Consider the following 22,353-nt stretch of genomic DNA (forward strand, 5'->3'; position numbering starts at 1 on the left):
ATGAGTGCGCCACCGCCCCGATCAGGACCGACACACCGTTCTTCCGAAGGCTCCCCGGTGATGGCCGGATCGACGCCGTATTCATGTTTGATTCTAACCAGTTCGGTCAAACCAGTATTTCGAGCGCCGCGATGGGGCGGGCGTCGAAGGAACCGGCAAACGCTCAGCGCTTGGCATGCCTGCCCTGCGGGGGTTGGTCGTCACCCTCGGGTTTGCGCATCGACAGTGCGCTCACCAGCAACAACACCGCACCGACCACACACACCACGATGCAACCCCACGCCCAGACCACCGAACCGGTGGTCAGTGCTGCTACCAGCAGGGCGAAGCCGATCGCGGCGAGGACAAGCGTCAAGACGAGCATGGTGACCCCCAGGGGATGCCAGGCGGCCCGACTGCGTCTGGGGTGTGGCTATTTGCCACCCTTGGCGAACGACGCGGGCGCGAGGTTGTTCGAAGCGGTGTCGAAGGCCTCGCCGCCATCGACAGGCACCGCGGAACCGCGGTTCTCCAGCTCCTCGAGCTGCGATTCCAGATAGGACTTCAGCCGCACGCGGTACTCGCGCTCGAAGGTCTTGAGCTGCTCGATCCGGCTCTCCAGCACGCTGCGCTGCTGGGTGATGGTCGCCATGATCTCGGTGTGCTTGCGCTCGGCATCGGCTTGCAGCGCGTCGGCCTTCTCCTTGGCCTGGCGCAGCTGGTTGTCCGAACGGGTCTGCGCGTCCGAGAGCATCGCGTCCGACTTCTGACGCGCGTCGGCGATCATCGCCTCGGAGCGGGTGCGGGCATCGCCGACGAGTCGCTCGGAATTTGCCCGCGCGTTCGACAGCAAACTCTCGGACTCGCTCTTGGCATCGCTGGTGAGGCGGTCGGCCATCTCCTGGGCGAGGCTGAGCACCTTGGCGGCTTGCAGATTGGAGTCGGCGCCCGCGGGATCCTTGGCGGCCGGTGCCGGTGCGGGGATCGGCGCGGGCGGCGCCGCTGGCACCGGTGGTTTCACCGGTTCCGGCGGAGGTGCCTGCTGGACCGGCTGTTTCGCCGTGGCGACCGCCGCGTTACCGCGATTCTTCTTCGCATCGGCCAGCTCGGAATCGAGTTCGGCAACCCGCTGGCGCAGATCCGCGTTCTCCTCGATCAGGCGCGAGAGCTCCTGCTCCACAAGATCCAGGAAGGCGTCTACTTCGTCTTCGTTGTAGCCGCGCTTCCCGATCGGCGGTTTGCTGAACGCGACGTTGTGCACATCGGCTGGGGTCAGCGGCATGGAAGGATCCCTTCACGCGTCTTTTGGAGATCTAGCAGATCTGGCGAGCTGTGTCCTCGGCCCATTCTGTCACACCGGGGCTACCGGCTGCCCGAGCCTGCTCACGATCGACATCAGGATGAAGACGATGAATAGCAGGACCATTATCGACAGATCGAGCCGAATTCCCCCCAATGACACCGGTGGTATCAACCGCCTCAGGAGTTTCACCGGAGGGTCGGTGATCGTGAAGATCACTTCGAGGATGATGACCACGATGCCACTGGGGCGCCAGTCACGGGCAAAGCTACGGATGAACTCGACGATCACCCGGCTGATCAGCAACAGCCAGAAGATGAACAGCACGAAGTACAGCACCGCGAACAAGGCCACGACCTCACTCTGCCGCAAAATCGGCGTCGCGCAAAATGACCGCGCCGCCCCGTTCGACCCGCATCCGGCTCTCCCCCCGGTTCATCGTCCTATTTCTGGTTGTAGAAGCCTGTTTCGGCGATCCGACGACGCTCCTCGGCCGATACGTCGACATCGGCAGGTGAGAGCAGGAACACCTTGGTCGCCACCTTGTCGAACGAGCCACGCAGCGCGAATGCCAGCCCGGCGGCGAAGTCGACCAGCCGTTTCGCATCGGCATTGCTCAGATCGACCAGGTCCATGATCACCGGGTTGCCCTCGCGGAACCGCTCGCCGATGATCCGGGCCTCACTGTAGTCACGCGGGCGCAGCGTCGTGATCTTGGACAAGGGACCTCCGTCCTCGAAGATCGCAGGACGGCGGGCAGCGACCGGCTCGGGACGCATCCGCTCTTCCAGTCGCCGTTCCTCGGCCTCGGGGTCGACGGCGAGCGCGCCACGGGTGGCGCCACGCATCATCGGCGCGCTGCCGCCTGCACGGAAGCGACCGGCACCCGCGGCGTCGATGCGCGTGGGGCGACGCGGCGCCTCGTAGCGATCCTCGCCGTAGCTGTCGGGCGTGTAGTCGTCGCGACGCGCGGCGGGGTAGCCGGCCTGGTACGGCGACTTGTAGGCCGGTTCCTCGAACTCCGCGTCGTCGTACCGGTCGTCGGCGTAACGGTCGCCGCCGTAACCGGGGCGGTCGGAGTAGTCACGGGGGCGGCGCGGACCGCGCTCGTCCATGGGGCGAGGGCCACGATCGTCGACGTAGTCGTCTTCGTAATCCTCGAGCGGAACCATGCCGAAATAGGCCTTGAACTTGTGCAGAGTACTCATGCTTCCACCTCGCTAACGCTCGCCCCGGGCATGGCCACAACGGCCTTGGTCCCACGCTCGCTCATGTCCTCCCCCTTGCCGACACCCGACTCCGCCGTGACCACGATGGTGGCGGTGTGTATCGCTCGCTCACTTCGCTCGCTCATCCTGGTCGACCTTCCTTCGGCCCCGGTGACCCACCGGGTGTTGAAGTCTTGCGCAGCCCCTCGTCGGTCCCAGCATATGTGTCGAATGTGACTGATGAGGTTTCTTTGCTACGCCGAGGTTATCGGTCGAGCGCCCATGAGGGCGGTACCGACACGCACACACGTGGATCCGTGTGCGATCGCCGATTCCAGATCTCCCGACATTCCGGCGGACAATTCCGACGCGCCGGGGTGAGCCTCGGTCAGCTCGGCGTGTATGGCTGCCAGGCGGGCGAAGGCCGCGGCCGGTTCGACCTCGAGCGGCGGCACCGCCATCAGCCCGGACAGCCGCAGCGCGGGCGCCTCGGCGATCCGATCGGCAAGTGCCGCAACGGCATCCGGCGCAACCCCGCCGCGCGCCGGGTCTTCGTCCAGGCTCACCTGGATGAGGACCTCCAGCGCACTGTCGCGCTCACCCGCGTCCAGTGCGGCGGCCGCCCCGGCGTCAAGGGCCGTTGCCAGTCGTTCGCTGTCCACCGAGTGCACCGCATGCGCCCAGCGGGCCACCGATTTGGCCTTGTTGCGTTGGAGCCGACCGATCATGTGCCAGCGCACATCCGGGTACGACGTGAGTTCGGACACCTTCGCCGCGGCTTCCTGTTCCCGTGATTCACCGAACTCGCGGCGGCCGAGGCTATGAAGAATCCGCACGTCCGCGGCGGGAAAGAATTTGGTCACCGGCAGCAGGCGGACTCGCGCCGGATCGCGACCGGCCGCCGCGCAGGCGAGGTCGATGCGGTCGAGCAGTCCGGCCAGATTGGTGGCCAGTTCGGTGGTGCGGCGATCGAGGGTCTGAGCAGTGCTCATCGGGCTCACGCGCGCGGTTCCCCTTCCTCCATCCAGATCGCCCCGCCGAGTCGGCCGGTCGGCGCGCCTCGGCGGTGGCTGAACAATGCCTTGTCTTCGATCGTGCAGCGCGGGTCGACAGCGACGGCGCCGACGCCCGCGGTGGTGAGCTGACGACGCAGCCCGGCCCGCAGGTCGAGTCCCGGGGTGCCGCGTTCGGTGGTGGTTGCGCTGCCGGGCAGATGCCGTTCCACATCGGCACGCATCTCGGCGGGCACCTCGTACTGGCGTCCGCTCGCGGCGGGTCCGAGGAAGGCGCCGATGCGGTCGATGCGGGCGCCGACCGACACCATGGCGTCGAGGACGCGTGGCACGATGCCGATCCGGGCGCCGATGCGTCCGGCGTGGACGGCGGCGATCACGCCGGCCTCGTCGTCGGAGAGCAGGATCGGCACACAGTCGGCGGTGACCACCACCAGTGCGAGTCCGGTAACCGTGGTGACCAGTGCGTCGGTGGCCGGTACCGGTTCGGCGCGCGGCCCGTCGACGATCTCGACGGTACGGCCGTGGATCTGTTCCATCCAGACCAGCCGCTGCGGCGGCAGTCCGATGGTCTCGGCCAGCCGTTCCCGATTGCGGCGCACGGCGTCCGGATCGTCACCGACGTGGTCGCCGAGATTGAACGAATCGTAGGGCGCGGCGGAGAAGCCTCCGGCCCGCGTCGTCACCACCCGCCGGACTGTGCGAACCGATACCGATGTCATGCCGACGAGCGTAGTCGGCCCGACCTCATGCCCTGGTCAGCGCAGTCCCCGCGGGTGATCAGCGCCGCATGAACGAGGGCACGTCCACATCGTCGTCGTCATCGTCGCCGGTGTCGGGCGGCGGGGTGTGCGAGCGGGTGCCGTGGGTGGCGATCGGATCGGCCGCCGGACGCGGCCGTTCGACATCGCGGTAGCTGGGCGCCGGTCCCCGGCTGACGCTTCCGGTGGACGCGGTCGAGGTGCTCTCGACCGGCCGCGCGCTCGACTCGCTACCCCGACTCTGACCGATCTCACCGGCCCGGCCCGCGCCGATGGTGCCACGGGTGGTCGCCGCGTCGAAGGTGCGTCTGGCCGGTCCGCCGCCGTCGAAGCCCGCCGCGATGACGGTGACGCGCACCTCGTCGCCGAGCGAATCGTCGATGACGGTACCGAAGATGATGTTGGCCTCGATATGGGCGGCTTCCTGCACCAGCGAGGCCGCCTCGTTGATCTCGAACAGACCGAGATCCGATCCGCCCGCGATCGACAGCAGCACACCGTGCGCACCATCCATCGATGCTTCCAGCAGCGGCGAGTTGATCGCCGCTTCGGCCGCCTTCACCGATCTGCCCTCACCGCGCGAGGAACCGATACCCATGAGCGCGCTGCCCGCACCGGACATGACGCTCTTGACGTCGGCGAAGTCGACGTTGATCAGACCGGGGGTGGTGATCAGATCGGTGATGCCCTGAACACCGTTGAGCAGCACCTCGTCGGCGGAGCGGAAGGCGTCCATCAGGCTCACCGCCGCGTCGCCGAGCTGGAGCAGCCGGTCGTTCGGGATGACGATCAGGGTGTCGCAGGATTCGCGCAGCATATTGATGCCGACCTCGGCCTGATTACCGCGCCGTTTGCCCTCGAAGGAGAACGGGCGGGTGACCACACCGATGGTCAGCGCACCGAGCTTGCGCGCGATGCTGGCGACCACGGGGGCGCCACCGGTGCCGGTGCCGCCGCCCTCACCCGCGGTGACGAAGACCATGTCGGCGCCCTTGAGCACCTCTTCGATCTCATCCTTGTGATCCTCGGCGGCTTTGCGGCCGACCTCGGGATCGGCTCCGGCGCCGAGGCCGCGGGTGAGTTCGCGGCCGACGTCGAGCTTGACGTCGGCATCACTCATCAGCAGCGCCTGGGCGTCGGTGTTGACCGCGATGAACTCGACTCCCTTGAGTCCCTGTTCGATCATCCGGTTGACGGCGTTCACGCCGCCGCCGCCGATACCGACGACCTTGATCACGGCAAGGTAGTTGTGCGGGGGCGTCATGGGCTCTCGCCTTCCTTAGATCCAAAGCCTGTCGTTTTCGGATGCTCGGCACCGATCCGCAGCGGCCGGGCCGTGTCTCCCAGCGGTCCGCGATTCGAGCAAACCCTAAACCTCAACCATAGGGTTGGCGTTATGTCAAGTATCCGACTGGTGCCGAACGCTATTCGCAGCCGACGCGATCCGCGCGCAGGCGCGCCGAGACGAGAATCAGAATCTTGTGTGATCCCGCTCGTGCCGACGCGCTGGACGTCGTATCGTAGTCGGTTGCCCCCCGGCGGGAATCCCGTTGCGGGGAGACCTCCCGGATGTCCACCGAAAACTCGCCGGACACAAGCGCTATCGCGCCGAGTTCGAGGTAGATCGATCACTTTACCGTCACCAGATTCGGGCTCGACACGTCGAACACCGTTCCGGGACGGGTGAGCAGCGGCTGTACCACCGCCACCTTGCGTTCGACGTCGTCCGCCCCGCCCCACAGTACCGTGCGACCATCGCGCAGGCGCAGCGCGATATCCGAAATCGACCGCACCGCAACCTCGCCCACCTGCGAACTCAGCACCGGTGGCAGCACCGAGATCACGGCGACCGCGGCCCGGGTGGCCGGGTCGGCGCCGCCGGGATGTTCGGCCTTCAATTCCGGTACGCCGATGGGCGGCGGCTCGATCGCGTACTCGACGCCCTCGGCATCGAGCAGATGGGCGCCCTGCTCGCTGGTGAAGAACAGCACCGGCGTTCGTTCGGTGACCGTCACCGACACCGTCGACGGGAACGAGCGCTGTACCCGCACCGAGCGCACCTTCGGGATGCCCGCCACCCGTGCGGCCATCGCTGCGGTATCGATGCGCAGCATCGACCGACCGTCCGGAATCTCGAGTAACTCCCGCACCCGATCCTCGGGCACCGCCGACAGACCGTCGACCTGCACGGTCCGCACCGACAGCAGCGGCGTGAACCATGCCGCCACGAACAACGTCACCAGCAGGCACACCACGGGCAAGCCCCACAACCGGATCCGGCGCCAGCCACGCGCACCGAACAGCTCGGCTACGGATCGCACCCGTGCTCACCGCCCGAACTGCGGACGCGCGCGTAGTCCGTCGAGGATCTGGGTGCCGAGCATGGTCACATCGCCCGCGCCCATGGTGATGACCACATCACCGGGCAGCGCCAGACCGGCGACCTGCCGCCCCACCCTGGACATATCGGGTTGGTAGTGCACCGGTTTGGTGACCGATTGGGCGACCAGCGCACCGTTGACGCCGGGCAGCGGCTCCTCGCGGGCGCCGTAGACATCGAGCACCACCACCTCGTCGGCCAGGCCGAGGGCGGCGCCGAACTCACCAGCGAACGTGGCCGTGCGGCTGTACAGATGCGGCTGGAACACCACGATCACCCGGCCGCGCCGCGATCGCGCGCCATCGGCGGCTTCCTGTTCGACCAGGGCGGCCGCCGCGCCGAGCACCGCGCGCACCTCGGTCGGATGGTGGGCGTAGTCGTCGAAGACTCGGACGCCGTTCTCCCGGCCGACGAACTGGAACCGGCGATGCACACCGCCGAATCCCTCCAGGCCCTGGATGATCTCGTCCACATCGGCGCCAGCGGCGCGAGCCGCCAGCAGCGCCGCCAGGGCGTTGAGCGCCATATGCCTACCCGGCACCGACAGCCGCAGAGTGCGCGGCGCGGTCTCGCCCTCGAGCTGGAACTGCGCGAGTCCACCGACGTCGCGGGGCTCCCAGCTGTGCAGACGCACGCCGACCGGTACCGGCGCGTCATCGAGAGCGCCGGAGCCGTAGCCGAGTACCCGGACCCCCTTGTCGGCCAGCCGATCGCCGATGCGTCCGGCCAGCGCCAGCGAACCCGGATCGTCCAGACACACCACCAGCAGCCCGCCGGGGGCGAGGCGGTCGGCGAAATCGTCGAAGACCTGGATGTAGGCCTCATCGGAGCCGAAGTAGTCGAGATGGTCGGATTCGATATTGGTGACCACGGCGACGTCGGGGTCGTATTGCAGCAGCGAACCATCGCTTTCGTCGGCCTCGGCGACGAAGATGTCCCCGCTGCCGTGATGGGCGTTGGTGCCCGCCTCGTTGAGTTCGCCGCCGACCGCGAAGGACGGATCGACACCGCAGTGCTGCAATGCCACGATCAGCATCGATGTGGTGGAGGTCTTACCGTGGGTGCCCGACACCAGCAGCGTGCGATGCCCGCTCATCAGCGAGGCGAGCACGGCGGGGCGCAGCAGTACCGGGATATCGCGCCGATTCGCTTCGACCAGTTCGGGGTTGGTCTTGGGGATGGCCGCATAGGTGGTGACGACGACGGTCGGGCCGCCGGGCAGCAGATCCAACGCGCTGGCGTCGTGGCCGATGCGCACCTGGGCGCCGCGGGCGCGCAGCGCCAGCACACCACGGCTCTCCTTGGCATCCGATCCCGATACCGCGCCGCCGCGCGAGAGCAGGATCCGGGCGATCCCGGACATACCGGCCCCGCCGATTCCGACCATGTGCACCCGCTCCAGCGAGGGCGGCAACGTCGAACGCGCCTCCATGCTCGGATCCCCGGTCATCGGCCCGCCACCCGGACGGCGATGCGGGCAACCTCGTCGGCGGCGTCACGGTGTCCGGCGCCTGCGGCGGCGCGGCCCATCCCGGTCAGCCGTGCGGGGTCCATGAGCAGGGGAATCACCTCATCGATCAGATAGGTCGGCGTCAGCTCGGAGTCGGCCACAATTGTGCCACCACCGGCGGCGACGACGGGCCGGGCGTTGAGCTCCTGCTCACCGTTGCCGTGGGGCAGCGGTACGTACACCGCGGGCAGTCCGACCGCGGACACCTCGGCGACCGTCATCGCGCCGGAGCGGCAGACCACCGCGTCGGCGGCGGCGTAGGCCAGATCCATCCGGGAAAGATACGGCACCGCCACATAGGGCGCCGATGGTGTGCCCGGCGGCAGGTCGAGGGTGTTCTTCGGCCCGTGCGCGTGCAGCACCGAGATACCGGCGTCGGCCAGTTCCTTCGCCGCGCCCGATACCGCGTCGTTGAGGGTGCGCGCGCCCTGGGAACCGCCGAATACCAGCAGTACCGGGCCCTCGGCGGGTAGGCCGAAGTGTTCGCGGGCCTGTGCGCGCAGTGCGGCGCGGTCGAGTGAGGTGATGGCCGAGCGCACCGGGATGCCGATGACCTCGGCGCCCGCCAGCCCGGAATCCGGGACGGCGGCCAAGACCTTCGCGGCCACCCGCGCGCCGACCTTGTTCGCGATCCCGGCCTTGGCGTTGGCCTCGTGCACCAGCACCGGCACCGCCCGCCTGCGCCGCAATGCGCCGCGGCCGGCGGCCAGGTAGGCCGGAAGGGACACGTAGCCGCCGAACCCGATGATCACATCGGCGTCGACGGCGTCGATGACGGCGCGCGCCGCGGCCACCGAGGCACGCACCCGGCCCGGCAGCCGCAGCAGATCGGCGCTGGGCTTACGCGGCAGCGGTACGGGCGGGATGAGTTCCAGCGGATAGCCGCGATCGGGCACCAGCGTGGTCTCCAGCCCGCGTGCGGTGCCGAGCGCGGTCACCCGGATCGAGGGGTCGAGGCGGCGCAGGGCGTCCGCGACGGCCATGGCCGGTTCGATATGTCCTGCGGTGCCACCGCCAGCCACGATCACCGAGAGTGCTGATCCCGTCGCGCCCGCTGTGCTGTTCGCCCCGCTCACCGCGGAGTTCTCGTTCGCGGACTGGCTTGCACTCACCTGGATCTTCCTCGTTCTCTCGCGTGTGTGACCGGATAGTTCGGTTCCCAGGCGCGGGTCGCGCGCGCCGAGCTGGTGCCACGGCTCTGTGCCGCGCGGCGGCGCGGTTCGGCGCCGCGCTGCCCACCCGAGCGTGGTCTGCGCGCGGGCGGCTGGCCACCGCGCTGCCCGGGTTTGCCCCGAGCCGCCGATCTGGCGCGGGCCGCCTCGGCCTTGGCCGGTGCGTACACCTCGGGTTTGGGTAGTCGTAGCAATCTACTGAATCGGCCGTCCTGGCCCGCGTGCAAGGCCGCCACGGCCTCGGGTTCGTGCCGGGCGGCATTGGCGATGATGCCGAACATCAGCAGGGTGATCGCCAGTGACGAACCGCCCGCCGACACCAGCGGCAGCTGGAGGCCGGTCACCGGGAGCAGTCCGACAACGTAGCCGATATTGATCAGGGCCTGTCCGGTGATCCAGGTGGTCGCCGTGGCGGTCAGCAGCCGCAGGAACGGATCGGCGGAGCGGGCGGCGATGCGCAGTCCGGTGTAGACGAACAGTGCGAACAGCCCGAGCACCAGCGCGCAGCCGAGGAATCCGAGTTCCTCGCCGATGATGGCGAAGATGAAGTCGTTGTGCGAGTTGGGCAGATAGTTCCATTTGGCCCGGCTCTGGCCGAGGCCGCGGCCCCAGATACCGCCGTCGGCGAGGGAGAACTTCGCCTGCATGGCCTGATAGTTGATGCCCTGCGGATCGTCGCCCGGATTGAAGAAGGCGCGCATGCGGTCGGAGCGATAACCCGCCGACAGCGCGAGCACACCGGCCGCGATCACGCCAGAGATCGCGATCGTCACGAACAGTCGCACCGGCAGCCCACCGAACCACAGCAGCGCGGCCAGCACGATGCCGACGGCGATGGTGGTGGACAGATTGGGCTGCAACACGATCAGCAGGCACACCACCAGACCCGCCGGCACCAGCGGCACCAGGATGTCCTTGAGCGAGGCATGCTCGGAGCGGCGTGAGGCCAGCAGATGCGCACCCCACACCACCAGCGTCACCTTGACGATCTCCGACGGCTGCACCGAGAACGGCCCGAGATCGATCCAGCGTCGCGCGCCGTTGACCTCCGAACCGATACCGGGGATCAGCACCAGCACCAGTCCGACCACCGACAGCGCGAACAGCGGGAACGACAACTGCCGCATCCGCCGCAGCGGTATCCGCAATGCCAGATAGAACAGCACCGCGCCCAGCGCGGCGTAGACCGCCTGCTGCACGAACAGCGAATACGCCGAACCACCGTCGGCGTAGGCCTCCACGCTCGACGCGGACAGCACCATCACCAGCCCGAGCACGGTGAGCAGGGTGGCGATGGTGACGATCAGATGGAACGAGGCCAGCGGGCGCGCCAGCCACGCGCCGAACCGGGTGCCCGGCCGCGGAGCCCGCGCCGGGGTCACAGCCGCCGCCCGATGTCCCCGTCCTCCAGGGCGTGCACCGCGGCGGCGAAGCTACGGCCACGATGGGTGTAATCGGCGAACATGTCCAATGAGGCCGCGGCAGGTGCGAGCAGCACGGTGTCACCGCTGGTGGCCAATCCGGCCGCCGCGCGCACCGCCCGTGCCATCACCTCATCGGCACCGGCTCTGCCCGAATCATCGTCACCCATGCCTGCATAGTCTCCCGAGGCCAGCTCGACCACGGGGACTTCGGGCGCGTGTCGCGCCAACGCGGCCGCGATGACTTCGGCGTCGGTACCGATCAGCACCGCGGCGACGAGCCGGTCGGCGACCTCTTCGATGAGGTCCTCGACACTCGCGCCTTTGAGCTGACCGCCCGCCACCCACACCACCTGCGGATGCGCCAGGATCGAGGAACGTGCGGCATGCGGGTTGGTCGCCTTGGAGTCGTCGATGAACTCGACACCGCCGAGTTCACGGACGAACGCGGCCCGATGCGGGCCGACCTTGTGCTCGACCAGACCCTCACGCACGAACTGCGGCGCCACATCGATGGCCCTGGTCAGCGCGGCCGCGGCGAGGGCGTCGGCGACACCGGCCGGGCCCGGCGGGCTGATCTCCTTGGTCTCGGCGAGGATCGCGGCCTTGGTGAACGCGCGGTCGAGCAGTTTGCCGTCGACGACGCCCAGCTCACCGTCGGCGGGTACACCGATCCGGAAACCGACCGTGCGCCTGGCCTTGGACTTACGGGCCAACGAGGCCGCCACCGGATCGTCCAGGCCGACCACGCCGACCCGGCCGACCAGCGCCCGCGATTTGGCGGCGGCGTAGGCGTCGAGGCCGCCGTGCCAGTCGAGATGATCCTCGGCGACATTGAGCACCACACCGGCCTCCGGCCGCACCGACGGCGCCCAATGCAATTGGAACGACGACAGTTCCACCGCGAGCACCTGCGGACCCGGATTGCGGCGCAACGCGTCCAGGATCGGCAGCCCGATATTGCCGCAGGCCACGCTGGCGATGCCCGCGGCGCGCAGGATCGAATGCACCATCGAGGTGGTGGTGGTCTTGCCGTTGGTGCCGGTCACCACCAGCCATTTACGGACCTCGCCGTAGATGCGGGCCTGATCGACCCACCAGGCGAACTCCACATCGCCCCAGACCGGAATGCCCTCCGATACCGCCGAGACCAGGACCGGCGAGTCGGGTCGCCAGCCGGGGCTGGTGATCACCAGCGCGAACCGGCTCCAGTCGGTGTGTTCGAGTTCGGCGCAGGTGGCGACCTCGAGTCCGAGTTCGGCGGCCTCGGCCAGCGCCTTCGCGCCGCCGTCGGTGACGACCGGTTTGGCGCCGATGTCCTGGAGCGGCTCGATCAGCGAACGCCCGGACACCCCCCAACCGGCCACGAGCACCTCACGGCCACGCAGGAATTCGAGCATGGGACCCGGCGAGCGCAGTGCCCGCGGAGAATGTTCGACCATTATCAGCTCACCCGACCGCGGAAAGATATTCGCTGTAGAACAGGCCGAGTCCGACCGCGGATGCCATCGCGGCCAGCAGCCAGAACCGGATGATCACCGTCGTCTCGGCCCATTTGCTCAGCTCGAAGTGATGATGGAACGGCGCCATCTTGAACAAACGGTTGCGCGTGGTGCGGAACACCGCGACCTGCAACACCACCGACGCCGCCTCGGCGACGAACAGCGCGCCGATGACCACCATCAGCAGTTCGGTGCGGGTCGTGATGGACAGACCGGCCAGCAGACCACCGAGGGCCAGCGATCCGGTATCGCCCATGAAGATCTTCGCCGGCGCCGCGTTCCACCACAGGAAACCCATGCACGCGGCTGCGCCCGCGGCGCACACCAGAGCCAGATCCAGCGGGTCACGCACGTTGTAGCAGCCGGCCTCCGGCTTGGTCTCGCATGCGTGGTAGTACTGCCAGAACGTGATGATCACGTACCCGCCCAGCACCAGGCTCATCGATCCGGCGGCAAGGCCGTCGAGGCCGTCGGTGAGGTTCACCGCGTTCGACCAGGCCACCACCAGCAGGCAGACGAAGGCGAGGAAGACGATCACGCCCATCGACACCGTGGTGATATCGCGAACATAGGACAGATGGCGGCTGGCCGGGGTGAGCCCACTCTCGCCGCGGAACTGCAAGGCCAGCACACCGAACACCACGGCGGCGGTGAGCTGACCGATGTACTTGCCCGCGGCCGTCAGACCGAGATTGCGCCCTTTGCGGAGCTTGATGAAGTCGTCGACGAAGCCGACGGCGCCGAGTGCGGTCGTCAGCCCGAGGACCAGCAGCGCCGACGCCGACGGACCCTCGGCGTCGTATCCGATACCGATCAGATGCGAACCCAGATACCCGGCCCACATACCGATGATGATGGCGACGCCACCCATGGTCGGCGTACCGCGCTTGGCCTGATGGCTGGCCGGGCCGTCGACCCGGATCTCCTGGCCGAAGCCCTGTTTGGCGAACATCTTGATCAGCAAGGGCGTCAATAGGATCGACACCGCCAGCGCGATACCCGCCGCGAACAGAATCTGTCTCATCGCACTGCCTCCGCGCTACCCCTGCGTCCATCCGGCCGAGTATCGCCGGTCAAATGCTCGGCGACGGCCCACAGGCCGACCGATTGCGACGCCTTGACCAGCACCACATCACCCGGCTCGACCGCATCGTCGAGCAGCGCGATCGCCGCGCCGATATCGGGAACGAGGACCGATTCCTCGCCCCATGAGCCTTCCATCACCGCGCCCTGGTGCATCGCCCGGGAGGGCCGTCCGGTGCCGATCACGATGAGCCGGTCCACATCCAGGCGAACCGCCAGCCGTCCGATCGCATCGTGTTCGATCACCGACTCCGCACCGAGTTCGGCCATCTCACCGAGCACCGCCCAGCTGCGCCGCGGCTTGTCACCAGCCTTGGACATGGTGACCAGCGCCTTGAGCGCGGCCCGCACCGAATCCGGGTTGGCGTTGTAGGAGTCGTTGACGACGGTCACGCCGTCGGCGGTGGTCCGCACGTCCATCCGGCGGGCCGAGGCCGCCCGCGCATCCGACAGCGCCGCCACGATGGTGTCGAGATCCGCACCGCATTCCAGTGCGACGGCCACCGCCGAGAGCGCATTACCGACCTGATGTTCGCCGTGCACCGACAGCCGCAGCTGCGCGGTGCCCACCGGAGTGTGCAGGGTGAACCCGGCCTTGGCCTCGTCGTCGAGCACGATGTCGGTGGCGCGGATATCGGCGCGTTCGGACTGCCCGACCGTCACCACCCGTGCCGAGGTGCGCGAGGCCATCGCGGCCACCTGCTGATCGTCGGCATTGAGGACGGCGAGACCGGCCGACGGCAGCGCCTCGACCAGCTCGCCCTTGGTCTGCGCGATCGCCTCGCGGCTGCCGAACTCGCCGAGGTGGGCGGTGCCGACATTGAGCACCACACCGATATTCGGCGGGGCGACCTCGGTGAGCGCGGCGATATGGCCCGGACCGCGCGCCGACAGCTCCAGCACCAGGAAGCGCGTTGTGGCATCGGCGCGCAATGCCGTCCACGGATGCCCGAGTTCGTTGTTGAACGATCCGGGCGGCGCCACCACCGGGCCCAGCGGCGCGAGCACCGCGGCCAGCAGGTCCTTGGTCGAGGTCTTACCGGAGGATCCGGTCACGCCGACCACGGTCAGACCACCCGCGCGGACCAGTCCCTCGACGCTCGCGCGTGCCAGCTTCGCCAGCGCCGAGAGCACCGCGGCACCCGAACCGTCGGGATCATTGGCCACCACCGCCGAATTCGCGGGCACGGTGCCGGGGCTCGGCGCGACCACGATCGCGGGCACACCCACCGGGCGCGCGGCGAGCACCGCGACTGCACCGGCCTCGACCGCCGTGGCCGCATAATCGTGACCGTCGGCGCGTTCACCGGGCAGCGCGAGGAAAATATCGCCGGAACCGATACGGCGCGAGTCGAATTCGACCGCACCAGTCACCGTCGCCTCCGGGTCCGCGACGTCGTGCAGCGTGCCGCCGACGACGTCCGCGATATCCCGCAGTGTCATCTCGATCATGAAACCGTCAAGTCCTCCGCGTCCGAACCAAGCGGACTTCGCTGCTGTATCGCCGCCGCGAGCACCTCGCGGTCGTCGAACGGGTATTTCACCCCGTGGATCTCCTGCCCTGCCTCGTGTCCCTTGCCCGCGACCAGCACCACGTCACCCGCGCGGGCCCACGCCACCGCCGCCTCGATCGCCGCGGCCCGATCGCCGATCTCCCTGACCTCACCGCGTTCGGATTCCGGCACCTCGGCCGCGCCCGCGCGCAGGGCGGCACGGATGGCCGCCGGGTCCTCGGTGCGCGGATTGTCGTCGGTGATGATCAGCAGATCGGCGCCGCGTGCACCGGCGGCGCCCATCAACGCGCGTTTGCCGGCGTCGCGGTCGCCGCCCGCACCCACCACCACCGCGAGCCTGCCGCCCGCGGCGGATTCGGTGAGATGGGTCCGCAGGGTGGCGATGACCGACTCCACCGCCGCGGGTTTGTGCGCGTAGTCGACCAGCGCGAGGAAGTCCTGGCCGCGTTCGACCCGCTGCATGCGGCCCGGCACGTCGACGGTCGCCAGTGCGGGCGCCGCGACCGCGGGGTCGACGCCCGCTGCCGCGCACACCGCCACCGCCAGCAGTCCGTTGGCGACGTTGTAGCGGCCCGGAAGACGCAGCCGCACATCGGTTTCGCCGTGCGGACCGGCAGCGGTGAACTCCTGCTCGCCGCCGTGCGTGCGCACCGCACCGGCGATGTGCCATTCGGCCGGGCCGTTCGTGGCGACGGTGACCGGCGCGGCCAGTCCGTCGGCCAAACGCCTGCCCCATTCGTCGTCGACGCAGATCACCTGGGTGCGCGCGGCCACCGGCGACTGCGGTTCGAACAGCCTGCGCTTGGCGGCGAAATAGTCTTCGAAGTCGGCGTGGAAATCCAGATGGTCCTGGGACAGATTGGTGAACGCGCCCACCGCGAAACGCACACCGTCGACCCGGCCGAGGGCCAACGCGTGACTCGACACCTCCATCACCACCGCATCCACGCCCTGTTCCACCATCAGCGCGAACATCGCGTGCAGCTGCGGCGCCTCCGGCGTGGTGAGCGCGCTCGGCACCCGGCGACCGCCGATACGGGTCTCGATGGTGCCGATCAGCGCGGTGGACAATCCGGCGGCGGCCAGTCCCGCCTCCACCAGATAGGAGGTGGTGGTCTTACCGGAGGTGCCGGTGATACCGACGATGCGCAGCCGATCCGAGGGCTGGCCGTAGATCGCCGCCGACAGCTCACCGAGCACCGCGCGCGGCTGTTCCCGCACGAGCACCGGCACACCCAGATCACCGGCGAGTTCGGCGCCCGCCGCATCGGTGAACACGGCCACCGCACCACGGTCGACGGCGGCGCGGGCGAACCGTGCGCCATGCGCGCGTGAACCGGGTAGGGCGGCGAAGAGATCACCGGGGACAACGGCGTCGGAACGCTGTTCGATACCGGTGATCACCACACCCGACGGCAGGTCCGAGCGCGGCTCGGCGCCGGTCAGATCCAGCAGGTCGGGCAGCGGCGTCGACTTCGGCTCGGCCGGTCGTAGCGCGTGCTGGCTGGACTGCGCGGGCACAAGGTTCCTCTCTGCGATTTATGGTGCGTACACCGACGACGAGTCAGGTTACCGACGCCCGCTTCCGGGCGGGCAACGCGGTTCACGGATTCGCGTCCGCCGCGCCGATACCACCCACCCTGCGGTGGGTCACAGCTGGTCCAACGGTTGTCGGTAGTGGCACGAGCTCACGAGGCCTGGAGCACGAAGCGCCTGGTGGGCTCGATGGAGGGTGGGATACGGTCGCGCTGCAACGCCCAGGAGGCGATGTTGTGGAACAGTGGCGCGGCCGACTGGCCGCCGGTGCCGTCAGCGCTGCGGACCGGCGCGTCGAGCATCATGCCGATGACATAGCGTGGGTCGTCGGCCGGGGCCATACCGGCGAAGGTGATCCAGTACGACGAGGTGGAATAGCAGTTGCAGGCGGGATCCACCTTCTGCGCGGTGCCGGTCTTGCCCGCGATCTGATAGCCCTCGATCGCGGCAGGTACCCCGGTGCCCATCTGGACGCCCATGGGGTCGCGTTGTACCACCGCCTGGAACATGGTGCGCAGGGTCTGCGCGGTCTGCGGGCTCACCACCCGCACGCCCTCCGGTGTCGGTTCCTCGGTCCTGGTGCCGTCCGGTGCGATCTTGGCCCGCAGGATGCGCGGCGGGATACGCAGGCCGTCATTGGCGATGGCCTGGTACATACCGGTCATTTGCAGGGTCGTCATCGAAAGGCCCTGGCCGATCGGCAGGTTCGCGAACGTACCGCCCGACCACTGGTCGCGGGCGGGCAGCAGGCCGGGGCTCTCGCCCGGCAGGCCGACGCCGGTGCGCTGGCCGAGGCCGAACCGGGTGAGCATATCGGCGAACCGGTCCTCCCCGACGCGCTGGGCCAGCATCAATGTGCCGACGTTGGAGGACTTTCCGAAGATTCCGGTGGTGGTGTAGGGCGCGACGCCGTGTTCCCAGGCATCACCGACGGTGACACCCGACATGTGGATCCGGCCCGGAACCTGATGCACCTCGTCCGGATCGGTGAGCCCGTATTCGAGGGCGGCGGCGGCGGTGACGATCTTGTTCACGGAACCGGGTTCGAACGCGTGGGTCACCGACGGATTGTCCAGTTCCTCCGGTTTCCAGTGTTCGGGTTCCAGCGACGGATTGAAGGTGCCGTCATTGGCCATCGCCAGCACCTGGCCGGTCTTGGCGTCGAGGACCACCGCGGACGCCGATTTCGCGCCGGACAGATCCTTGGCCTGCTGCACCTGCTGCTGGACGTAGTACTGGAGATCCGAATCGAGGGTCAGCTCGACGCCGTAACCGTTCACGGCGGGCACGCGATCGCGCCAGCTGCCGGGGATCACGGCGCCGTCGGCGCCACGGTCGTAGGTGTGTGAGCCGTCGGCGCCCGCGAGCACCGAATCCATCGACGATTCCAACCCGATCTGGCCGTGCCCGTCCCAGCCGGTGGCGCCGATGACATTGGCCGCCAGCGATCCGCCCGGATACTCCCGCGGATTCTGCGAGTCGGCGCCCACTTCGCTGAATTCGACGACGATCTCGGCGGCGATGCGCGGATCGACGTTGCGGGCCAGGTAGACGAACTGTTGATCGCTGTTGAGCAGTTCCAGCAGCTTCTTCTCGCTCGGGCCCTTGTCGCGGAGCTTGTCGTGGATGGTGGCGGCGATATCGCGCAGGCGCTGTTCGGGATCGGGTGCGGAGTCGTCCTTCGCCTTCGCCTCCGCCAGATCCTTGCGCACCTTGATCGGCTGGAAGTGCAGCTCCTTCGCGGTGACGGTGAAGGCGAGCGCCTTACCGTTGCGGTCGGTGATCGGCCCGCGCATGGCCTCGTCCACCCAGTGCGCGGTGCGTTGACTCGCCGCCTGCGCCGACAGTCCCGGCGCGGAAATGCTCTGCACCCACAACAATTGGATCGCGACGACGGCGAGTGCGCCGAGCATCGCGATCCGTCCCGCCCCCAACCGCATCCGCACCGGCCGGTCCAGCTGCGCCGCCGCCCCGCGTCTTCTCACCGGCCCGCGACGCGAACGCTTCGCGGGTCCGGGCCGCCTCATCGTGCCGCCTCCCCCGAGGTCGGCCGCACCGTCGGCGCCGCATCGGGCTGCCCGGGCGCGTTGTCGATGAGCGCCGGTGCGGCAGGCGCGGATTCAGCCGCGACCGGCGCGGGCGCCGTGTCCGAACCAGCCGCCCCGGTCGCGGGAACCGGAACCTCCACCGCGGATTGCCGCTCGCCCCCGGCCGGGGTCGCGATCTGGCCCGGCGCGGGCACAGAGGCCGCGACCTGACCCGGCATCGGCGCCGGAGCCGAGTCGGGAGCGGAGGCGGGAGCTGCGGCCGATGTCGGCGCACCGGCCTCGGCACCAGCCGGTGCCGAGGCCCCCTCCACCACTGCCGCCGGAACCGGTGCTGGCGCCTCGGGTCCGGGAGCGGAAGCAGGCGCATCCGCTGGCACCGCCGCAGTCGGAACCGCGGCCGGATCGGCGATAGGAGCCGGTGCCGCAACATCCGGTACCGGTGCCGCGGCAGGTCCGGGAGCAGCGGGGGCGGGGCCCGCTGCGGCCGGTGCTTGGGCCCCTTCCACCGGAACCGCGGGAACCGGTGCGGGCGCGGGACCCGCGGCCGGATCGGCGGGAACAGAGCCTGGTGCCGCCGGGTCTGCGGGCGCGGGGCCAGGTGCGGGAGCATCCGCCGCCGGTGCGGGGGCCGGGGCCGCGGGTGCCGGGGCCGCGGCAGGCGCGGGTGCACCGTCGGCGGGGACCGGTGCAGGTGCACCAGCCGGAGCGGGGGCCACACCCGCGGCGGGAGCGGGGACACCTTGGGCCGGTGTGGTGCCGTTCGGCGAGACCGGGTTCGGTGCGCCGGGCACCGGTGTCGTTCCCGCGCCGACGGGCGGGGCGGCGTTGATCTCGGCGCCACCCGGGCGTCCGGCGGGACGCGGCGCGGCCGTGACCGGGACGACCCGCTCTCCCTGGTTCTGCGGCGTGCCCGGGCGGTCCGATGCCCGGGTGGGCGGCGGGTTCAGCGGTGGCACGGGCGCGCCCTCGGCGGGCTTCGGGTCGCCGATCACGACCACGGTGCCGTCGGGGGCGACCACCAGGCGGGCGGGGTCCTTGGCGGGGATCATGCCGAGTTCCCTGGCGCGCGAGGCGAGTTCGGGCGCCGAGTCGGCGGCCTCCACTTCCCGTTGCAGGGCAGCCCGCTCATCGGCCAGGGTCTGGTTCATCTTCCTGGCGTCGCTGAGCAGGTAGCTGTCCTCGGCGGCGCGGGTGGTGAGCAGCAGGGTGAGTGCGAGTCCGCAGGCGAGCATGGCGAGGATCGCCGCCACGAACGGGATCCTGGTGGCCATCATCGAGCCGCGCGGCAGAACCGATTCGGGCCCGGTGGCACCCTCGGCGCGCAGCCTGCGGCGAGCATAAGCGCGCTGCGCCGCACCCGATTTCACCCGCTCGGCGGCCTGCACCCGACGGGCGACCCGCCCGGGCTCGGCAACGGTTCGTGTCCGCACGCTCACGCTGTACCCTCCTTCACCTGGCCGGGGCGCCCGCCGTGATGAGGCGAGCCACCGCCTGTGGGCACCGCACCGGCCACGCGGGCGCCCTCACACACCTGATCCGAACGCCCACCGTGCAGCCGCAAGCCATTGCCCTTGGGCTCCGATCCGGCGCGCAAGCTTTCCTGCACCCGACCCGGCCGCTGTCGACGCTCAGGTGAGCCGACGCCTCCGGATGCCGATCCACTGCCGCGCTCGGCCGCCCCCGTGGAAGGCTGCCCGAGCGTCGTAGTCGTCGTGCTCATGCAACCTCCTGAATCCGTTCTGCCGCACGCATCCGTACCGGGGCCGCGCGCGGGTTGTCCTCGATCTCCTGTTCGGTGGCCTGTTCGGCGCCGCGGGTGAGCAACCGGAATTCCGGTCCCATGCCCGGCAGCTCGACCGGAAGGCCCACGGGTGTGCGCGAGGCCGCGCGTTGCGCCAGTTCGTGTTTGACGACCCGGTCCTCGAGCGACTGATAGGACATGACGACGATGCGCCCGCCGACGCGCAGCGCGTTCAGCGCGGCTGGCAGCGCCGCGCGCAGCGATTCCAGTTCACCGTTGACCTCGATCCGCAGCGCCTGGAAGGTGCGTTTGGCCGGATGGCCGCCGGTGCGTCTGGTCGCGGCGGGAATGGCGTCGTAGAGCAGTTCCACCAGCTGCGCGCTGGTGGTGAACGGCCGCTGCTGCCTGCGCCGCACGATCTCGCTCGCGATGCGGCCCGCGAAGCGTTCCTCCCCATAGGTTTTCAGGATCCGGGCCAGATCGCCATGGCTGTAGGTGTTGAGCACATCGGCGGCGGTGAGACCGGTGGTCGGGTCCATCCGCATGTCCAGCGGGGCGTCCACCGAGTAGGCGAAGCCGCGGTCGGTCTCGTCGAGTTGCATGGACGAGACGCCGAGGTCCATCAGGATGGCGCTGACCGAGCCGATCGTGGGCAGACCCGCTTCGGTGAGCGCGTCGGCGATGCCGTCGTATCGGGTGTGCACCAGCGTGATTCGGTCGGCGAAGGGCCGCAACCGCTCCCCCGCCAGTTCGAGCGCGGCGGTATCGCGGTCGAGGCCGACGAGGCGGATGTCCGGGTAGGTGCGCAGGAAATGTTCGGCGTGACCGCCCAATCCGAGCGTGGCGTCGAGGTAGACGGCGCCGGGGGCGCCGAGCGCGGGCCCGAGGAGTTCGTCGGCGCGCTCGAGCAGAACGGGAACATGGCGCGGGCCGTGTGGTTCACGGTTCACCTCGACCTCCCGGATCTTGCCTCGTTTCGTCACGCACCGATATCGGGTCGCCTTGTTCCGCAGTGTTTTCGGCGCACACTGCGGGTAGATGGGTAGTGCTGTCCTGAGCGATTGCTCGGGGGATTGCGGTGGCAGCGAATGCTGCGGGATTCGGACCAGATGTCGGTGACGAATGCCCCGTGGTCTCTGACCGAAGCGGCACCTGGCGTCGGGGAAGTACGTCAGGGTCCGCGTCCGGGCAGAGGCCGCGTGGCACTCGTTCGGGGCTAGAAGATCCCGCCCAGCGACTCGTCTCTCGCTTGTGCGTAGTCCTCCTCGTGTTCGGCGAGGTAGGACTCCCACGCCTGCTTGTCCCATATTTCGAGGAAGTCGACCGAACCGATGACCACGCAATCCCGTGACAGGTTCGCGTAGCGACGATGGTCGGCCGACAGCACGATCCGGCCCTGGGCGTCTGGACGTTGTTCGTCCGTGCCCGCCGCGAGAGCCCGGACGAAAGCCCGTGCCTGCGGATTGCTTCGAGACGCCGCCGCGGCTCGCCGCGCGAGCGCGGTGAACTCCTCTTTGGGATACACGGCAAGGCTGTGGTCCTGCCCCTTCGTGACCATCAACCCTCCCGCCAGATCGTCTCGAAACTTCGCAGGCAACGTGAGTCGCCCTTTGTCGTCCAATCGAGGTGTGTAGGTACCGAGAAACAATCTCGACACCTCCCTACCGGACCACCTCGATCACGCATGGCCGGAACTCGCTCCGGCCGAGCGCCTTACGGCCTCTCCTGTAGTGCGCGCTCCACATTACCCCACTTTCCCCCACTTTCAATCGAAACGCGGGGTGATCTGGCTCCCCGCTTCGGCGATTCCGCAGGTCATCCCAGCTATCACTGGGTGGAAGAACTTTTCGGGTGCTCCGACCTCCCGCGCGCGTCAGCTGCGACCGGGCCCGACAACAACCAGCAAACACCCAGGTGCACCCCATGAGCCCGGCCGGTGGGGGAAGGTGGGGCAGCGCCGTGGGGCGATGTGGGGGTTCAGTGCCGCGGTGTGGCTCGTGCCGACCGGTCGGCACGACACGCCGGCGGCGGCACGGGGTATGGACAGCACGAACGAACGGCGGTGGGGGCCCCGGGATACGATGCCCCACCGCCGGTGGTGGAAAACCCGGGGGAGGGGGGTGCCCACAACGGTTGGAACCGTATTCGGAAACGGTGTGACAAACGCACGGTGAAACCCCCGGGC

At 69.1% G+C, this 22,353-nt stretch carries 19 protein-coding genes; all 19 read right to left on the minus strand.

The genetic code is table 11. From position 1 onward, the window contains the following. Positions 1–163: 163 nt before the first annotated feature. Positions 164–364 (minus strand): hypothetical protein, encoded by a 201-nt coding sequence (locus QH168_RS15300; RefSeq protein WP_280235318.1) that lies wholly within the window; start codon positions 362–364, stop codon positions 164–166. A 48-nt stretch (positions 365–412) separates the two neighbouring features. After that, positions 413–1,261, minus strand: coding sequence for a DivIVA-like cell division protein Wag31 (wag31, locus tag QH168_RS15305; protein WP_280235319.1), 849 nt, complete (start codon positions 1,259–1,261; stop codon positions 413–415). Between the two features lie 69 nt (positions 1,262–1,330). Next, the gene (locus QH168_RS15310) at positions 1,331–1,633 is read right to left on the minus strand and encodes a YggT family protein (protein ID WP_163825257.1); all 303 of its coding nucleotides are present in this window, start codon (positions 1,631–1,633) and stop codon (positions 1,331–1,333) included. Positions 1,634–1,722: 89 nt separating this feature from the next. Continuing rightward, complete coding sequence (locus QH168_RS15315; protein ID WP_280235320.1) at positions 1,723–2,487, minus strand: cell division protein SepF; 765 nt, start codon at positions 2,485–2,487, stop codon at positions 1,723–1,725. Between the two features lie 254 nt (positions 2,488–2,741). Then, positions 2,742–3,479 (minus strand): YggS family pyridoxal phosphate-dependent enzyme, encoded by a 738-nt coding sequence (locus QH168_RS15320; protein WP_280235321.1) that lies wholly within the window; start codon positions 3,477–3,479, stop codon positions 2,742–2,744. A gap of 5 nt (positions 3,480–3,484) precedes the next feature. Continuing rightward, entirely contained in the window at positions 3,485–4,222 is a 738-nt protein-coding gene (pgeF, locus tag QH168_RS15325; protein WP_280235322.1) for a peptidoglycan editing factor PgeF, read from the minus strand. 58 nt (positions 4,223–4,280) lie between these two features. After that, positions 4,281–5,525, minus strand: a complete 1,245-nt coding sequence (gene ftsZ, locus QH168_RS15330; RefSeq protein ID WP_280235323.1) for a cell division protein FtsZ — start codon at positions 5,523–5,525, stop codon at positions 4,281–4,283. Between the two features lie 364 nt (positions 5,526–5,889). Then, positions 5,890–6,582 (minus strand): cell division protein FtsQ/DivIB, encoded by a 693-nt coding sequence (locus QH168_RS15335; RefSeq protein WP_280235324.1) that lies wholly within the window; start codon positions 6,580–6,582, stop codon positions 5,890–5,892. A 6-nt stretch (positions 6,583–6,588) separates the two neighbouring features. Beyond that, entirely contained in the window at positions 6,589–8,091 is a 1,503-nt protein-coding gene (gene murC, locus QH168_RS15340; protein ID WP_280235325.1) for a UDP-N-acetylmuramate--L-alanine ligase, read from the minus strand. Beyond that, positions 8,088–9,227 carry an undecaprenyldiphospho-muramoylpentapeptide beta-N-acetylglucosaminyltransferase gene (gene murG, locus QH168_RS15345; RefSeq protein WP_280235334.1) on the minus strand — a complete coding sequence of 380 codons (1,140 nt, stop codon included), beginning with the start codon at positions 9,225–9,227 and terminating at the stop codon, positions 8,088–8,090. The genes murC and murG overlap by 4 nt, the downstream gene beginning before the upstream one ends. Before the next feature lie 32 nt (positions 9,228–9,259). Continuing rightward, positions 9,260–10,705, minus strand: coding sequence for a putative lipid II flippase FtsW (gene ftsW, locus QH168_RS15350; RefSeq protein ID WP_280235326.1), 1,446 nt, complete (start codon positions 10,703–10,705; stop codon positions 9,260–9,262). Further along, positions 10,702–12,144, minus strand: coding sequence for a UDP-N-acetylmuramoyl-L-alanine--D-glutamate ligase (murD, locus tag QH168_RS15355; protein ID WP_280235335.1), 1,443 nt, complete (start codon positions 12,142–12,144; stop codon positions 10,702–10,704). The genes ftsW and murD overlap by 4 nt, the downstream gene beginning before the upstream one ends. A 49-nt stretch (positions 12,145–12,193) precedes the next feature. Next, positions 12,194–13,270 (minus strand): phospho-N-acetylmuramoyl-pentapeptide-transferase, encoded by a 1,077-nt coding sequence (gene mraY / locus QH168_RS15360; protein ID WP_280235327.1) that lies wholly within the window; start codon positions 13,268–13,270, stop codon positions 12,194–12,196. Beyond that, positions 13,267–14,781, minus strand: a complete 1,515-nt coding sequence (locus QH168_RS15365) for a UDP-N-acetylmuramoyl-tripeptide--D-alanyl-D-alanine ligase (protein WP_280235328.1) — start codon at positions 14,779–14,781, stop codon at positions 13,267–13,269. Before QH168_RS15365 ends, mraY begins: the two co-directional genes overlap by 4 nt. Beyond that, positions 14,778–16,364 (minus strand): UDP-N-acetylmuramoyl-L-alanyl-D-glutamate--2,6-diaminopimelate ligase, encoded by a 1,587-nt coding sequence (locus tag QH168_RS15370; protein WP_280235329.1) that lies wholly within the window; start codon positions 16,362–16,364, stop codon positions 14,778–14,780. The genes QH168_RS15365 and QH168_RS15370 overlap by 4 nt, the downstream gene beginning before the upstream one ends. A gap of 167 nt (positions 16,365–16,531) precedes the next feature. Further along, a complete protein-coding gene (locus QH168_RS15375) occupies positions 16,532–18,406 on the minus strand; it encodes a peptidoglycan D,D-transpeptidase FtsI family protein (protein WP_432421102.1) in 1,875 nt (624 codons plus the stop codon). Further along, positions 18,403–19,863 carry a hypothetical protein gene (locus QH168_RS15380; RefSeq protein ID WP_280235330.1) on the minus strand — a complete coding sequence of 487 codons (1,461 nt, stop codon included), beginning with the start codon at positions 19,861–19,863 and terminating at the stop codon, positions 18,403–18,405. Before QH168_RS15380 ends, QH168_RS15375 begins: the two co-directional genes overlap by 4 nt. 280 nt (positions 19,864–20,143) lie before the next feature. Next, positions 20,144–21,118: a 16S rRNA (cytosine(1402)-N(4))-methyltransferase RsmH gene (rsmH, locus tag QH168_RS15385; RefSeq protein WP_280235337.1), complete on the minus strand. Its 975-nt coding sequence runs from the start codon at positions 21,116–21,118 to the stop codon at positions 20,144–20,146. A 266-nt stretch (positions 21,119–21,384) separates the two neighbouring features. After that, positions 21,385–21,816, minus strand: coding sequence for a division/cell wall cluster transcriptional repressor MraZ (gene mraZ / locus QH168_RS15390; RefSeq protein ID WP_036535307.1), 432 nt, complete (start codon positions 21,814–21,816; stop codon positions 21,385–21,387). Between the last annotated feature and the right edge of the window lie 537 nt (positions 21,817–22,353).

The sequence above is a fragment of the Nocardia cyriacigeorgica genome (assembly GCF_029868385.1).
GTDB lineage: Bacteria > Actinomycetota > Actinomycetes > Mycobacteriales > Mycobacteriaceae > Nocardia > Nocardia cyriacigeorgica_F.